This is a genomic window from Kribbella sp. NBC_00382 (assembly GCF_036067295.1).
Taxonomy (GTDB): domain Bacteria; phylum Actinomycetota; class Actinomycetes; order Propionibacteriales; family Kribbellaceae; genus Kribbella.
In genome coordinates this window covers 3,029,133-3,043,619 of the sequence record NZ_CP107954.1, presented here as the reverse complement: position 1 = coordinate 3,043,619, position 14,487 = coordinate 3,029,133, and the positions used below count along the sequence as shown (strand labels likewise).

Annotated in this window: 12 protein-coding genes; 5 read left to right on the top strand and 7 right to left on the bottom strand. The window is 69.0% G+C overall.

Annotated elements, in window-relative coordinates; translation table 11 throughout:
- The first annotated feature begins 306 nt into the window (after positions 1-306).
- The 3 genes from OHA70_RS14945 to OHA70_RS14935 all read left to right on the top strand — a co-directional run bounded on the left by OHA70_RS14945 (position 307) and on the right by OHA70_RS14935 (position 5,135).
- Entirely contained in the window at positions 307-1,527 is a 1,221-nt protein-coding gene (locus OHA70_RS14945) for a cytochrome P450 (protein WP_328332820.1), read from the top strand.
- Positions 1,528-1,738: 211 nt separating this feature from the next.
- A complete protein-coding gene (locus OHA70_RS14940; RefSeq protein WP_328332818.1) occupies positions 1,739-3,538 on the top strand; it encodes a GGDEF domain-containing protein in 1,800 nt (599 codons plus the stop codon).
- A 28-nt stretch (positions 3,539-3,566) separates the two neighbouring features.
- Positions 3,567-5,135 (top strand): GGDEF domain-containing protein, encoded by a 1,569-nt coding sequence (locus OHA70_RS14935; protein WP_328332816.1) that lies wholly within the window; start codon positions 3,567-3,569, stop codon positions 5,133-5,135.
- Here the strand turns inward: OHA70_RS14935 and OHA70_RS14930 are convergent.
- Together OHA70_RS14930 and OHA70_RS14925 are read right to left on the bottom strand one after the other, a co-directional pair.
- Positions 5,132-5,896, bottom strand: a complete 765-nt coding sequence (locus OHA70_RS14930; RefSeq protein WP_328332814.1) for a crotonase/enoyl-CoA hydratase family protein — start codon at positions 5,894-5,896, stop codon at positions 5,132-5,134. The genes OHA70_RS14935 and OHA70_RS14930 overlap by 4 nt on opposite strands.
- 80 nt (positions 5,897-5,976) lie before the next feature.
- Complete coding sequence (locus OHA70_RS14925) at positions 5,977-7,431, bottom strand: class I SAM-dependent methyltransferase (protein WP_328332812.1); 1,455 nt, start codon at positions 7,429-7,431, stop codon at positions 5,977-5,979.
- 144 nt (positions 7,432-7,575) lie between these two features.
- On the opposite strand from OHA70_RS14925, the gene OHA70_RS14920 reads away from it, so the two are divergent.
- A complete protein-coding gene (locus OHA70_RS14920; RefSeq protein ID WP_328332810.1) occupies positions 7,576-8,946 on the top strand; it encodes a hypothetical protein in 1,371 nt (456 codons plus the stop codon).
- 182 nt (positions 8,947-9,128) lie between these two features.
- On the opposite strand, the gene OHA70_RS14915 is transcribed toward OHA70_RS14920, so the two are convergent.
- On the bottom strand, positions 9,129-9,362 hold the full coding sequence (locus OHA70_RS14915; RefSeq protein ID WP_328332808.1) for a hypothetical protein: 234 nt from the start codon (positions 9,360-9,362) through the stop codon (positions 9,129-9,131).
- On the opposite strand from OHA70_RS14915, the gene OHA70_RS14910 reads away from it, so the two are divergent.
- Positions 9,350-10,174 (top strand): hypothetical protein, encoded by an 825-nt coding sequence (locus tag OHA70_RS14910; RefSeq protein WP_328332807.1) that lies wholly within the window; start codon positions 9,350-9,352, stop codon positions 10,172-10,174. The genes OHA70_RS14915 and OHA70_RS14910 overlap by 13 nt on opposite strands.
- A 257-nt stretch (positions 10,175-10,431) precedes the next feature.
- On the opposite strand, the gene OHA70_RS14905 is transcribed toward OHA70_RS14910, so the two are convergent.
- From OHA70_RS14905 to OHA70_RS14890, 4 genes are all read right to left on the bottom strand, one after another.
- A complete protein-coding gene (locus tag OHA70_RS14905; protein WP_328332805.1) occupies positions 10,432-11,367 on the bottom strand; it encodes a class I SAM-dependent methyltransferase in 936 nt (311 codons plus the stop codon).
- A 139-nt stretch (positions 11,368-11,506) separates the two neighbouring features.
- Positions 11,507-12,301, bottom strand: a complete 795-nt coding sequence (locus tag OHA70_RS14900) for a DUF2785 domain-containing protein (RefSeq protein ID WP_328332803.1) — start codon at positions 12,299-12,301, stop codon at positions 11,507-11,509.
- A 134-nt stretch (positions 12,302-12,435) separates the two neighbouring features.
- Entirely contained in the window at positions 12,436-13,200 is a 765-nt protein-coding gene (locus OHA70_RS14895; protein ID WP_328332801.1) for an ABC transporter permease, read from the bottom strand.
- Between the two features lies 1 nt (position 13,201).
- Positions 13,202-14,203 carry an ABC transporter ATP-binding protein gene (locus OHA70_RS14890; protein ID WP_328332799.1) on the bottom strand — a complete coding sequence of 334 codons (1,002 nt, stop codon included), beginning with the start codon at positions 14,201-14,203 and terminating at the stop codon, positions 13,202-13,204.
- Positions 14,204-14,487 lie beyond the last annotated feature (284 nt).

Genomic DNA, 14,487 nt, shown 5'->3' with positions numbered 1-14,487 from the left:
TCCCAGGGGACGGTACAGGTGGGTTCCGGTGGTATCTCGGCCCTCGTCCATGACAAGGTCTGACCTGGCACCACGAAGCAGCGCCATGGCCCCCTCCCATGGTGGTGCCAGCGCCACCGCGAAAGTGGTGCCAACACCATCAGATCTGGTCCCCGGTACGACTACTTTCGAAGTAGACGAAAGCCGTCGGGGGCAGTGGTTCAGAGAGGGCGCGTGGGAGTCATGGTTGCGACATACCTGAAGAGATGGGTCGGCAGCCGAGTCTTGAGCCGAACCACTCGCAAGGGTGGTCTGAACTTGTCCAAGATGCGGGTGTTCCCGCGCCAGGTCTCGATGCCGCTGCGCCGGGTCGGCCTCGACCCAGTGCCCGAAATGGCCGCGATCCGCGAGATCGAGCCGATGCACAAGCTCGCCAACCTGTTCGGCCTGAACGTCTGGATGGTCTCCGGCCACGCCGAGGCCAAGGTCGTGCTCGCCGACTCCGTCAACTTCAGCAACGACATCCGCCCGATGATCGGCTCCGACCCGAACAAGCCGTCCGAGGGCATCGGCGGCCTGGGCTTCACCGACCCGCCGGACCACACCCGGCTGCGCAAGCTGCTCACGCCCGAGTTCACCAAGCGGCGGCTGGCCCGGCTGGAGCCGATGATCGAGAAGATCGTCAACGATCAGCTCGACCTGATGGAGGCCAAGGGCCCGGTGGTCGACATCGTCACCGACTTCGCCTTCAACGTGCCGTTCCTGCTGATCGCCGACCTGCTCGGCGTCGAGGAGCAGGACCGCGATCGCTTCCGGGCGCTCGGCCCGGCCCGGTTCGACCTGTCCGGCGGCGGGATCGGCGTCTTCGGCTCGGCCAGCGAGTCGCGCGAGTTCCTCTTCGAGATCGTCGGCAAGCAGCGCAAGGACCCCGGCGACGGCCTGATCGGCTCGATCATCCGCGAGCACGGCGACGGGATCGACGACATCGAGCTCGGTGGGCTCGCTGACGGCGTCTTCCTCGGCGGCTACGAGACGTCGGCCAGCATGCTCGCCCTCGGCACCCTGGTACTGCTCCGCGACCCGGAGATCTTCGCCCGGCTCCGGACCGAGCCGGAATCGGTCGACGCGATCGTCGAGGAGCTCCTGCGGTACCTGACGGTCGTCCAGGTCGCCTTCCCCCGGTTCGCCAAGCACGACCAGGAACTGTTCGGCCAGCAGGTCAAGAAGGGCGACCTGGTCGCCGTCTCCCTGTCCGGCGCCGACCGCGACAAGGCTGTCTTCGGCACCAACGCGGAGGACTTCTGGCCCCGCCGCGCCCCCGCCGCCCACCTGGCCTTCGGCCACGGCATGCACCGCTGCGTAGGCGCCGAACTGGCCCGGATGGAGCTCCGCGCAGCCTTCCTCGCGCTCGCCAACCGCTTCCCCAACCTCCGCCTAGCAGTCTCCGAAGACCAACTCCGCTTCCGCGACTTCTCCATCGTCTACGGCGTCGAATCCCTCCCCGTCCAACTCCACGCAGCAGCCGAAACCCAGCAAGTCGCCGGCTGAAAAGCCCCCACGCGATCTCCAGTTCCGCTCCTACGTCGCTCCAGTTCCGACCGCTCCCACCCTCCCCGGTGCGCGGCTCCTCCGTCGCCGCTTGGTGAAGGCGAGCCGCGCGCCCCGCTGTGCCGGACGAAATGGACGCCCACGAGGCGCTGACTCGTGTGCCGGCGCCCGCCGCGCAACCACTGCGCCGGGTGCGCCGACGCTGACCCTGGTGTCGGACGCACCGGCAGCCCGCTGGGCGCGGCGATCGTCCGAGGTCCTGAGCACGACGAGTCGGTGGGGCGGTGCCAAGAGTGCGACGGCCGAGCGCTCGTCGAGGTCGGAGCGGGGCGTAGTACAACGTCGGACCTGCCAGAGCGGGCTGTCCGGAATCTGCCAGGTCGTGACAGCGGCCCCCTGCGCCGCCACAATGGGCGGTCTCACCTGGACGGTGGGTGACGACAAGGGGAGGCGGGCGATGGAGGCGGGGCGGTTGTCCGCACGGATCGCGGGAGTGATGACGCTTGCCCAGTCCGGCGGGCATGTCGTCGCTGCCGCCCAGATCAACGCCATCCGCGCCGAGCTCGCCGGCGTACCGAGTTATGACCTCGCCGCGGCGGAGTACGTGCGCGGGGTGACCGCGCATCACGCCAGCGACGCCGACGAGTCCCTCGCGGCGGTCGACGAGTGCCTCGCCATCGCGCGGGCGATCGACGAGCCGGGCTGGGAGGCCAACGCGCTGGCGATCCGGATCATCACGCTGGCCCGGAGCGGTCGCGGTGGCGACACGATCAACGACCTGGTCGCCGCCGAGCACGCGTTGGAGCGCACCACCCATCCGGGTCTTCGCGGCTGGGGCCACACCGGGCTCGGCTACGCGTACGACGTACTGCGGCTGTTCGAGCTCTGCGTGCCGCACTACGAGATCGCCGCCGGGATCGAGGACGACGCGCTTCCACTGCCCGAGTCACCGGCGATCGACCGGCTCAACCTGGCCGAGACCCAACTGCGCTGGGCGCACGAACTCGAGCGCCTCGGCGACCCGTCGTACCGGTCCGAGATCGACGAGCGGCTCGCCTCGGCCGCGCACTGGGCCCGCAAGGCGGAGACGGTGATCGTCGCGGACGAGAGCCAGGAGTTCTGGCGGTTGAGCGCGCGGCTCTGGCTGGCCGCGGCCGCCACCTCGACCGACCCCGGCGAGGCGATCAAGGAGCTCGCGCAGTGCCGCGACGACATCAGCAAGCTCGGCGAGACCGAGCGGCTGGCGATCGCAAGTACCTACCTGGCAAGGGCTTTCGCCGAGCAAGGCGACTGGGAGCAGGCGCGGATCGCGGCCGATCGCGCCATCGAGGACCTGATTCCGCTGTCCGATCCGTCGACCGAGCTGCTTGTACTGCAAACCCGGTCCGAGCTTGCGGTCCAGCTCGGTGAACGCGGCGCGGAGGCGGCGCTCGACTACGCCCGGTCGGTCGCTCGCGCTTGGTGGAAAGAGCGCCAGCGTGGGCTTAACGCAGTACGACAGGCTCTGGTGGCGCATGACCTCTCGGCCCGCCACGATGCCGAGTGGCACGCCGCGCGGCAGGACGCGCTGACCGGGATCGGCAACCGCCGCGCCATGGACGAGCGGCTGACCGCGGCCCGCGACTCGCAGCGCGCGGTGACCTTGCTGGCCATCGATGTGGACGACCTCAAGGTCGTGAACGACACCTTCGGGCACGCCCGTGGGGACGAGTTATTGCAACTTGTGGCAAATCTGCTGGTAGAACAGGCGCGTGCCACCGATGCCGTGATTCGATCGGGAGGAGACGAGTTCTTCGTGGTACTGGACCAGCCGGACGCCAAGGGCGGCGCCCAGCTGGCCGAGCGGATCCGTGCCGCGGTGGCCCTGGTGGCCGCCACGACGGCCAAGCCGTGGCTCAGCAGACTGGGCCTGAGCATCGGGTACGCCGCGACCGCGGAAGGTGTGCCCGTCGAGCTGCTGATCCCGATGGCGGACAGCCGGCTGTACGAGGACAAGCGCCGTTCCAGATAGCCAGAGTGCGACACGAGGGGGAGGTTGGGTGCGGGAGACGTCGGGGGTGACCGCGCGGATCGCGGCTGCGATGACGCGGGCCCAGTCGGGCAACCCCGCCGGAGCTGCTACCGACATCCGCCTGCTGCTCACCGAGCTCGGCCCGGACCCGAGTAGTGAGCGCGCGGCCGCGGAGTACGTTCGCGCCATCGCCGCCCACTACACCGCCGACGCCGAGACCGCACTGGACGCCGTCGACGGCTGCATCCGGGTGTCCCGCGCGATCGAGGAGCCAGGCTGGGAGGCCAATGCGCTGGCCGTGCGGATCGTCACCTTGCTACGCACCGGCGAAGGCGGCGACTCGGTGGCCGACCTGGTCGCGGCGGAGAACGCCCTGGCCAGGACGAAGGACCCGGGGCTCGCGAGTTGGGCGCATACCGGGCTGGGTTATGCCTATGACCTGCTGCGGTTGTTCGAGCTGTGCATCCCGCATTTCGAGTTCGCTGCCGCTGCCGGGGTGGATCCGCTCGGGCTGCCCGAGTCGCCCGCGATCAACCGGCTGAACCTGGCCGAGTCCAACCTTCGCTGGGCGCACGAGATGGAGCGGCTGGGCGATCCGGCGTACGAGCCGGAGATCCTGCGCCGGCGCCAGGCGGCCAAGCACTGGGCAGCAGCGGCGAACGAGGCGATCATCGGCGCCAACCTCATCGGCTACTGGCCGATCGCCGGGCGGATGTGGCTCGCGGCCAGCGATTTCGAGGCGGATCCGGCCGAGGCCGCGGTCATCCTCAAGGACTGTCGCGATCAACTGGCCAAGCTGGGTTCGCCCGAGCCGGCCGCGATCGCGGGTGCCTATCTGGCGCAGGCGTACGCGTCGATGGGCCGGCTCGACGAGGCGATGGAGGCCGCCGAGCGGGCCGGGACCGATCTCCCACCGACTTCGGATCCGCCCGTCGAGGCGCTTGTCCGGCATACCGCAGTACGGATCGTTGCTGACTCCGGGGATGACGGGGCGTCGTCTGGTCTGCAGTACGCGCGAGCGATCACGCGCGGCTGGTGGGCTGAACGGTTGCGCGGCCTGTACGCCGTACGCAGCGCGCTGGCGACGCATGAGCTCTCCATCAGGCACGACGCCGAGTGGCGGGCAGCGCGCGAGGATCCGTTGACCGGCGTGGGCAACCGTCGCGCACTCGACGAGCGGATGAGCGCGGCCCTCGACTCGGGGCGCTCGGTCGCGGTGCTCGCGATCGACGTCGACAACCTGAAGGTCATCAACGACAGTCATGGGCATGCCTGCGGCGACGAGGTACTACGCCGCGTCGCCCAACTCCTGACCGAGCAGTGTCGGGCCGAGGACGTGGTCGCGCGAGCGGGTGGCGACGAATTCGTCGTCGTGCTCGACAACCCCGACGACCGCGGCGCCGGCGAGCTTGTCGAACGGATCAAGGCCGCCGCAGACCTGGTGGCCCGCGGCGCTGCCCAACCCTGGTTCGCCATGCTCCGCCTCAGCATCGGCCAAGCAAGCAGTACCGACGGCACCTCGGTCGGCGACCTCCTCACCGTCGCCGACCGCCGCATGTACGAAGAAAAACGCCACCGCCGCACCGGGTTGAGCTAGCGGCCTTGCCATCGGGGCGGGCGTTTTTCACCGAACGCCAATGCTCCCTCTTGCGCGTCCTCCGAGCTGGAAACCCTGTGATACAAGGGATCCTGCATCGCGTACGCCGCGTCTTCGGTGACCGCGCGGACGATCTGCTTGACCGCGGCGAGGGCGAGCGGGGCATTGCGGCTGATCCGGGCGGCAAGCGTCATCGCGGTGGTGAGCGCCGCGCCATCGGGGACCAGCCGGTTGACCAAGCCATGGGTGGCTGCGGTTGCGGCCGGCATCGGGTCGCCGGTGAGCAACAACTCCATGGCGAGGTGGTACGGCAATCGCTGAGGCAACCGGATCGCACCACCTTCGCCGGCGATCAGACCACGCTGGACCTCGGGCAACCCGAACTTCGCCGACTCACCAGCCACGATCAGGTCGCAGGCCAGGGCGAGCTCGAACCCGCCGGCCACGGCATACCCCTCGACCGCGGCGATCAACGGCTTGGTCAGCGGCCGGCGCGTGAGGCCGGCCAGTCCTAGCTCGCCGACGACCGGGATTCCCTCGGTGGGAAAGGCCTTGAGGTCCGTCCCGGCGCAGAAATGTCCACCGGCGCCGGTAAGCACTCCCGCGGTGAGTTCCGAATGGCTCTCGAGGTAGTCGAGCGCCGCGCTGAGCGCCTTGGCAACCGCGCGATCGACAGCATTGCGAGCGGTCGGGCGATCGATCGTCATCACCAGCACGCTGCCCGCGAGTTCGGTCCGGACCGGCCGCAGATCGATGGTCATCGGCAAGCGCCCTCCGTCAGCAAATGGTGACTGAATGCTACCTATTGACCGCTGTCCGTGAGCGAAGGTTTACGAACCGACTAGTAACGCAGGAAGCCCTCGGTGATCAGGCCGGCGATCTTCGGCAAATAGTCGGCGTGCAGGTCGTCGCGCTCCAGCAGGCTCGCGAGGGCGTCCAGGATCTGCCCGACGCTGAGGTCGCCGTCGCAAGCACCCACGAACCCGGCCAGGACGGTGTCCACCTGCTCGGCTCGCCGCATCCCGCGTTGCCGGCGTAGCACGATCGTCGCCGGATCCTCGGCGCCCGGCTGACCGGCCGTCTCCTGCACGATGTCGTCGGCCATGGTCAGGTACAGCCCGGTCAGGTCCGCCGGCAGTCCTTCGATCCGCTCGAACCGGTCGAGCACATGCGGACCGATCGGCTGCTCGATCTCGTACGGCCACTCCTCGGCCTCCGTATTGCCCGCCACGTTGTGCAGGTTGATCCAGCCCATCCCGATCGCCTCGACCTGTTGCTCGTCAAGCCACCGCAGCCAAGCGTCGTACCGGCTCGTGTACTCCGGACGCCCCTGCAGACCCGCATCGCGCAGCCACAGCTCGACGTACTCCGCTGGGTCAAGTTGCTCACGTTGCACCGCCCAGCTGGACCTGTCGCCGGTCCAACTCGCTATGCGCTCCCGCCAGTCCTGACCGCGAACGCAGGTCCAGTTGGCGAGCAACTGACACCAGCCGCCTTCCGTCAGCTGTTGTGGAGCTTGCCGAACCAACTGCTCGACGACGGAGTCTCCCGCGAACCCTGTCTCGCGATAGGTCAGCCGCGCGTCGGCCGCGGGAGGTGCGATCACGTACGGCGGGTTGCTGACGATCAAGTCGAACTGCTCGCCCGCGACCGGCTCGTAGAGGCTGCCGTCGCGGACGTCGAGGTCGACCCGGTTGAGCGCCGCGGTCCAGCGAGTCAGCTGGAGGGCGCGCGGATTGACGTCAGTGGCAACGATGTGGCCGATCCGGTCGGCCAGATGGAGCGCCTGGATGCCGCAGCCGGTACCGACGTCGAGGGCCTTCTCCGCCTTGATCGGCACGGTCAGCTTGACCAGGCTCAGGCTGGCCGGCGCGATGCCCAGCACGTAATCCGGCCGCATCGGCTCACGCCTGCCGTCCAGCCCCGGCGTGAGATCGGCGATCACCCACCAGTGCCGGTCGTCCTCGGCGTACGGGCGGACGTCGAGGGCTGCCGCGAGTTGATGGCCGGCCTCACGCAAGATGCCTAGGGCAAGCAGTTCGGATACATCGCCCGGAAATGCTTTCTCCACAAGCTCTCTGGGCGCGGCGCGTTGCAGCAGGAACAGCCTGATCAGCGTGTCAAGCTGGTCGCCGGCGGCCGTCCGCTGGAAGGCGAGCGTGGTTTCATTGCGGCCCAATGCATTGTTGGCCAAGGCGCCCAGCCGCGCCGCAACGCCTTCCACCGTGTACGCCGCCGCCTCGAAGGCACCGCGCAGCCGGTCGACCAGACCCGCTCCCAGCTCTTGCTCGCTCATGTGGCTATCCTCGCAGGCCTTCGCCATCGCGCCTGCGAGTTATCCACAGGTTCGCGATCGTCCGGTCCGGCGGCCCTGTGAACTGGCAGGATTTCAGGTGTCGGAGGTCAGCAAGTCAATGCTCGTCGAACGAGGGGAAACGCGATGAAGACGCGAGTGGGTGTCGCCCTGGCCGCAGGGCTGGTGGTCGTGGCCGGCTGCGGGGCGTCAGGTCTGGAGACCGGCGGCGGAACGGTCGAGAAGAAGACCGCCTCGGCCTTCCTGACCACCACCGAGGCCGACTGGCACAAGCAGGTCGACGCCGAGTCCAACAAGAACATCGACCCCTCGGCCCGCTGCTACTTCGTGACCGGTGCCGATGGCAAGCAATCGCTCGGCACGCTGGCCTGTGGCCCGCTCCGCCGGCTCGGCACTCCCGAGCGCCAGGTGTGGGACGTGCTCGCGATCCAGACGACCGGCGGTGACAAGCCAGGCTTCGAGCCGGCCGATTCCGACCAGTGGCAGAAGTCCCAGCTGCGGCCGGACAACAGCGCCTTCTGGCGACCGGACGACAAGAAGGCGGACGACAACGCGGATGCGCTCGCCGCGCCGGCCGCACCGGCTGCCCAGGCCGGACTGACCACGGTCAGCGACAAGAGCGAGAAACTCGAACTGAAGCCAGCCACCGGCAAGATCGTGGTCCCTGACGGCACCCTCACCCTCAAGGGCCTCGCGACCCCGGAGACGGTCGGCAGCGGCACGGAGGTCAAGGCGCCCGCCAGCGGCGAGAAGTTCGTCGTCGCCGTGTTCGGCACCACCCCGACCCTCGACCCGCTGGACGGTGCCTCGGCGGTCAACGCGGCCACTGCCAAGTCCGCCTTGACCAAGTGGACCGTCACGGTCGGCGATGAACAACGCCCGGTCGAGGTGCTCCCCGGCGTCGGGTCCGAAGCGTCCGCCGCCGAGCGGACCTTGCTCGTCTCGGTTCCGAAGGACACCTCCGACCTGACGCTGACAGCGACCAACGGCGGCGTCGTCCAGAAGCTCTCGCTCACCACCGGCGAGCGCACGACGACCGATGTCGCGGCGGCGTACTACCGAACCGGTGTCTCCGTCGACCTGGGCAAATCGTTCCCGCCCACCGTCCGGAACGTAGGCGAGTACTACAAGAGCACCTACTTCCTCTCACTCAAGAAGGCGGCGCTGGCCCCCTGGGATCCGGACCACGGCTGGGCGCCGGCCGGCAAGGCCTGGTTCCGGCTCCAGATCGACTCGAAGCTGGACTACAACTACATCCTCTACAAAACCACCTGGGTGGCCCCGTTCCTGAAGCTCACGGCCGACGGCGTCGCGATCCCACCGGTCCCGGACACCATGGACGTTGACGTGATCGCGATCCCGGTCCCAGCCACCACGAAGGTCGTCCAGCTGACCGCGAACAGCGTCCTGTCATTCGCCGCCACCGACCCCGGCGCCACTCCGGCCTCAGGCAGGGTCACGTTCCCCGTCCTGACCGCAACCGCCACCTTCCAGTAACCCCACGGCGTTCTGCCTCCACCCCTGCCGGGGCGATCAAGCAACAGCCCCGGCAGGGGTGGTCGGGTTTCGGCCCCAGCAAGGGTGATCGGACAGCAGCCTCAGCTGATGGTCAGCCGGTACTCGACGGGCCGGTCAGAAGCACCTTCGACCGACGTTCAGTCGGTACTCCAGCGCGGCGGTCAGCCAGCCGCCCGGGCAACAGTCTCAGCCGATACCGGCAAGCTGGTCAGACGCAGCCAATGACTCTGGTCGTCCGCCAGAAGGTTCTCCCTCCGGCCGACGACCAGCCAGCAACCTCGACCGTTCACCCACAGCGGCACGATGATCTGGCCCACCTGGGTCTCGGAGGCGGTCGTCTTCGCCCGCTCCGCCTGGACGGCGAGCAGAGCCAGCGCGCCCGGTGACTGGGTCAACGGGTCGCCGCCCCGTCTCCCCACGTACCAGGCGACAGTCCCCAACTGCCGCACCGGACGACGGCCTACCGGCCGTCCCAGCCAACGGATCGCCCGCGAACCGGCCGACCTGGCACCCGAACCACCACACCAACCCGACCGGCCCCTCACACTCCACGCTTGGGCCGTGCCTACCCCACCGCCCGGCATCAAGCTGGTGTGCGACGGCGCTCCACACCCGCCCGACGCCAAGGCATCCAGCGACCGGAGCTGCCCACGCCAGCTCGACTCACCGACGTACCTGCCAGATCGGCTCAACGACATACCGGCCGGCGGGACTCACCGGCGTACTGGACGACCGGCTCACCGACCTGCCGGGCGACCGGCGCACCGGGTACCGGCCGGCGGGTTCACCGGCGTACTGGACGACCCGCTCACCGACCTACCGCGCGACCGGCGCACCGGGTACCGGCCGGCGGGTTCACCGGCCGTACTGGACGACCCGCTCACCGACCTGCCGCGCGACCGGCGCACCGGGGTACCGGCCTGCGAGTTCACCGGCCGTACCGAGCGACCGGCTCACCGACCTGCTGGGCTACGGGCTCACCGATCTGCTGGGCTATGGGCTCACCGATCTGCTGGGCTATGGGCTCACCGATCTGCCGGGCGCACCGGCGTACAGGATGGCGGGCTTGCCGGCGTATCGGCCGAGCTGGTGGCCGGACCGGGACCACACAGCAACCGGCCGGCTTCGGGCCCGTCGCGCCTGGACCGTGAGCCATCGGCTAGCCGGAACCGAGTTGGTGTGTGGTGGCGGTCCGCGAGCCAGCTGATCTGGGGCTGGTCGCGAGGTCATTTGGTTGCTTAGGGCACCTTGTGCACGGGGTGAGCGTTCTACTCGCGAGTAGATGGCTGGGTGGTGCACAAAGTGGGGCAGCGAGCGGCGGGGGCGCTGGGTGGAGTGCGTGGGCGGTGGGCAGGCGGGCGCTGCGTGGAGTGCGTGAGCGGCAGGTGGCTCGCGTGGCCGGGGTGGGCCGCCTGGTTGGGGTGGCCGGGGTGGGCCGCGTGGTTGGGGTGGGCCGGGTGGTGGTCAGGTGGCTTTGGCGGTTGCGTAGAGGACGGTGCCGGACTCGATGAAAGCGTCGGGGTCCAAGCAGTTCAGCTCCTGCTCCGCGGTTACCAGGCAGGCTGTGCGGCGGTCGGGTGGGAGCTGGTCGATGCGGCGGGCCATTGCGCCGATCACCTGGGAGTGTGCCAGGAATTCGGCTGCGGTCGGCTGGTGCCGGAAGCGTTCGACGGTGATCTCGATGTCGCCGAAACCTGTTGCCTGCAAAGCGAGCTGGAGCTTCGCTGGATCGGAGGTGATGTCGTTCGAAGGCATCTGCGGTGACGGGTCCGGCGGTGCACCGTACTCGTCGATCACCCGCACCCAGACGTCGTACGCCGGATGCGGATCATGCCCCGCCCAGGTGACAGCCCCGAACGAACCACCCGCCACCAACACCCGCCGTACTTCGGAAAGCCCCACCGACAGCTCCGGCAGATGAAACAACACGAACGGCATCACCACCGCATCAACCACCCCGGCCCCGAACGGCAACGCCTGAGCATCCCCAACCACCCGCCCGAACCCCGCCGGAGCCAACCGCAACATCTCCTCGGTCACATCAACCCCCACGACCCGGGCCTCAGGGTTCAACCCAGCCAGATGCGACAACACCAACCCCGGCCCACACCCCACCTCCACAATCCAAGGCCCCCGCCGATCCCCAGGCCCCGTCGCCCCGGCCACAGCGTTGCCCGAGGAGGCGGAGACGCCCCGAGCGGACAGCTCGCCTTCCCTCGGCCGCTCGCCAAGACCGTCGCGCGCCGGCGGCTGCGCGTCAGCAGTTTCAGCCAGTCCGATCTCGCCCAGCGGCAGCCGGTCGGCCAAGGCTCGTCCGTGGGTTGCGAGGGTCTCCGCCCACTGGCCGGCGTACGTCGAGGCGACGCGGCTGTAGTTGGCGCGGATCGCCGCGGTGGTCATGTGGTCGGACCGACGTGATGCCGACGGCCGCGGTGATGGCGCCAGGTAGGTCGACGGCGCCGGGTAGGTCGACGGCGCCGGGTAGGTCGACGGCGCCCGGCGATCAGATCGGAGGGCGGTGTCATGGCGGACCGTGGGGTCAGAAGTAGTACGGGGTGGCGGTGCGGAAGAGGTCTTGGAGTTTGGATTTGACCTGGTCCCGGTGCGGGAGCTGGACGTGCGGGTGGTCCTCGTCCAGGCGGACGCCGTGGTCGGCCAGTACGTAGACGGCGCGCAGGGTGCGGAGGGTGTTCGACTGTTCGGGGCGAAAGCCGCCGGCCGGGAGGGTGCCGAAGGCGCGGATCGCGGGGTCCAGCCAGCCGACGGCGTCTTCCTCGGTCAGATCAGGGCGGGTCAGCGCCACCGCGAGCGCGAAGCCCAGCCGGTCGTCCTCAAGATCGCGCAGGACGTACTCAGTGGGGGTCAGGAGCCGCCCGATGCCCAATCGGAGCATCTGTACCGGCTCGACGGCCTGGACGCGTGCCAGCGCCCCCAGGAGGTCGCTGCCGTGCGCCACGGCGTGCAGCCACCCGAGCTTGGGGTCGAAGCCGCGGAGATCCTCCTCAGCCACGTACCAGCGCTCGAACGGCGGCACCCAGGACGGCTCGAAGACGCCCTGCGTGACGATCGAGTCGAGGATCAGCGGCGCGAACGTGCGCGCCTGGATCTCCGAGTCGGCGAACCGGCCGACCATGTCCTCCCCGAGCGCGCGCAGCTCGTCACGGCTGAGCACGCCGTTGCCGATCCAGGTGGCGAGCGTCGAGTACGCCTGCGCGTCCCGGATCTGCGGATCCGGCGACCTCAGCATCGTCGACAGCTCGGCGACCAGCTCGTCCACCGGACGACCAGGAGGTACGGCGAATCCGTCCGCGCGCACCTGCGCCCAATCGGTCATGCCCCGCAGGCTAACAAAGGGAACGGCCCGTGGGACATCTGTTTCCAGATGTTCCACGGGCCGTAGCGACCAGGACCCCTCAGCCCGGCCGGACCTCGCACCGCCGAGCGGCTGAGCCACCCGGCGGCCGTCTATCAGGCGTCGCGCTTGTTCGCGATCGCCAGCGCGATCACCAGCAGGCCGATCGCCCAGGCGGCGAAGTAGAGCAGTGCCCCCCACGGACCGAAGGCGAAGTCGCTGCCCCCGGCGTTCGCACCGGCCAGGCCGAAGTCCTGGCCCTGGTTCAGGAACGAGCTGCCGTTGGCGAACGGCGCGTACTTCGCCATGTCGTCGCCGACCTTCGGGATCAGGCCGAACAGGTTCTCGACCACCAGCGGCCACAGGATCGCGATCGCGATCGCGCCGGCGCTCTGCCGGATCATGATGCCGATCGCCACCGCGATGATCGCCGACAGCGCGAAGATCAGGCCCTGGCCCGCCAGCAGCCGCCACTCGGCGGACGTGTTGATGGACAGGTCGGCCGAACCGGCCAGCAGCGAACCGATGCCCCAGGCGCCGAAGGAGGCGACCAGGCCGACGAGGCCGGCCAGGAAGGCGACCACGGCGGTCTTGCCGAGCAGCAGCGACGCACGCTGCGGGACGGCCAGGAAGCTGGTCCGGATGGTGCCGAACCGGTACTCGGTGGTGACCGCGAGGGCCGCCATCACCATCATCACCATCTGGCTGAGCTGGGCGCCCGGCTGGGTGATGAAGATGGAAGCCTGCTGCTCGTCGGCGCCCTTGAGGAAGCCAGTGGTCAGCGCGGCCAGACCGATGGTGAGGACCGCGGAGACGATCATGCACCACCACGGTGAGCGAGTGGAGAACAGCTTGATCCGCTCGACTTGAATCACCGACATGTCAGTTGTCCTCCTTCGGCCCGGCGGCCAGCTCGGCGCCGGAGACCGGCGGAACCGCGTTGACATCGGTCACCGCGGCGATCGCGTCCTGCGCGTGGTACTCGACCGTGTCACCGGTCATCTGCATGAAGGCCGCCTCCAGCGAACCGCGCACCAGGGACAGCTCGTGCAGCACGATGCCCTGGGCCGCGGCGGTCTCGCCGATCGAGTCGGTGGTCACCTCGGACTCGACGATCAGTACCTTGCCCTGATCCTCGATGTCGTCGATCCGGGTCTTCAGGTTCTGCTGCTGCAGGATGCTCTGCAGCTGGTCGAGCTGCGGGCTGCGCACCTTGACCGTGGTGCCGCTGGCCCGGTCGACGAACTCGTTCGTGGTCGACTGCGCGATCAGCCGGCCGCGGCCGATGACGATCAGTTCCTCGGCGGTCAACGCCATCTCGGAGAGCAGGTGGCTGGAGACCAGCACGGTCCGGCCCTCGTCGGCCAGCCGGTGCATGAAGGTCCGGATCCAGACGATGCCCTCCGGGTCGAGGCCGTTCACCGGCTCGTCGAAGAGCAGGATCTCCGGGTCGCCGAGCAGCGCGCCGGCGATGCCGAGCCGCTGCGACATACCCAGGGAGAAGGCACCGGCCCGCTTGCCGGCGACCGAGGTCAGGCCGACCATCTCCAGCACCTTGTCGACACTCGACTTCGGCAGCTTGTTGGAGGCGGCCATCCAGGCCAGGTGGGACCGGGCGGACCGGTTCGGGTGCACCCACTTGGCATCGAGCAGGGCGCCGATCTTGGTCAGCGGCTGCTTGAGGTCGCGGTAGTGCTGGCCGTCGATCCGGACGTCGCCGGAGGTGGGGGTGTCCAGGCCCAGGATCATCCGCATGGTGGTCGACTTGCCGGCCCCGTTCGGGCCGAGGAAGCCGGTCACCTTCCCCGGCTTCACCTCGAATGAAAGGTTGTCAACGGCAACGGTGGCGCCGTATCGCTTGGTGAGGCCTTTTGCCTCGATCATCCCGTACTCCTCGTTCGGTGGCGCGCCAGTTAGTTGATGGGCGGGCGGTTGTCCACATCAGTATCGAGGCCCGGACGGGTCATCACATCGGACCCCGGGCGGATCCGGTGTGTCCACCCTTAGGTGGATTCTGCCGCCCTCCGGACCGGGGATGCCATCGGTTGACCCCCTGACCCAACCCCGACGATCCCGTACTCCGGTACCCAGCACATCCGACCAAAGTCGCCGGCCGGTGGCCGAACGTCTTGCCCCAGAAGGAAATGGACGTGACTTCCAGCTGATGG

Coding starts and splice junctions, on each gene's coding strand:
- OHA70_RS14945 (WP_328332820.1), top strand. CDS start 307: ATGCGGGTGTTCCCGCGCCAGGTCTCGATGCCGCTGCGCCGGGTCGGC.
- OHA70_RS14930 (WP_328332814.1), bottom strand. CDS start 5,896: ATGACCATCGATCTGCGGCCGGTCCGGACCGAACTCGCGGGCAGCGTG.
- OHA70_RS14925 (WP_328332812.1), bottom strand. CDS start 7,431: ATGAGCGAGCAAGAGCTGGGAGCGGGTCTGGTCGACCGGCTGCGCGGT.
- OHA70_RS14920 (WP_328332810.1), top strand. CDS start 7,576: ATGAAGACGCGAGTGGGTGTCGCCCTGGCCGCAGGGCTGGTGGTCGTG.
- OHA70_RS14905 (WP_328332805.1), bottom strand. CDS start 11,367: ATGACCACCGCGGCGATCCGCGCCAACTACAGCCGCGTCGCCTCGACG.
- OHA70_RS14900 (WP_328332803.1), bottom strand. CDS start 12,301: ATGACCGATTGGGCGCAGGTGCGCGCGGACGGATTCGCCGTACCTCCT.
- OHA70_RS14895 (WP_328332801.1), bottom strand. CDS start 13,200: ATGTCGGTGATTCAAGTCGAGCGGATCAAGCTGTTCTCCACTCGCTCA.
- OHA70_RS14890 (WP_328332799.1), bottom strand. CDS start 14,203: ATGATCGAGGCAAAAGGCCTCACCAAGCGATACGGCGCCACCGTTGCC.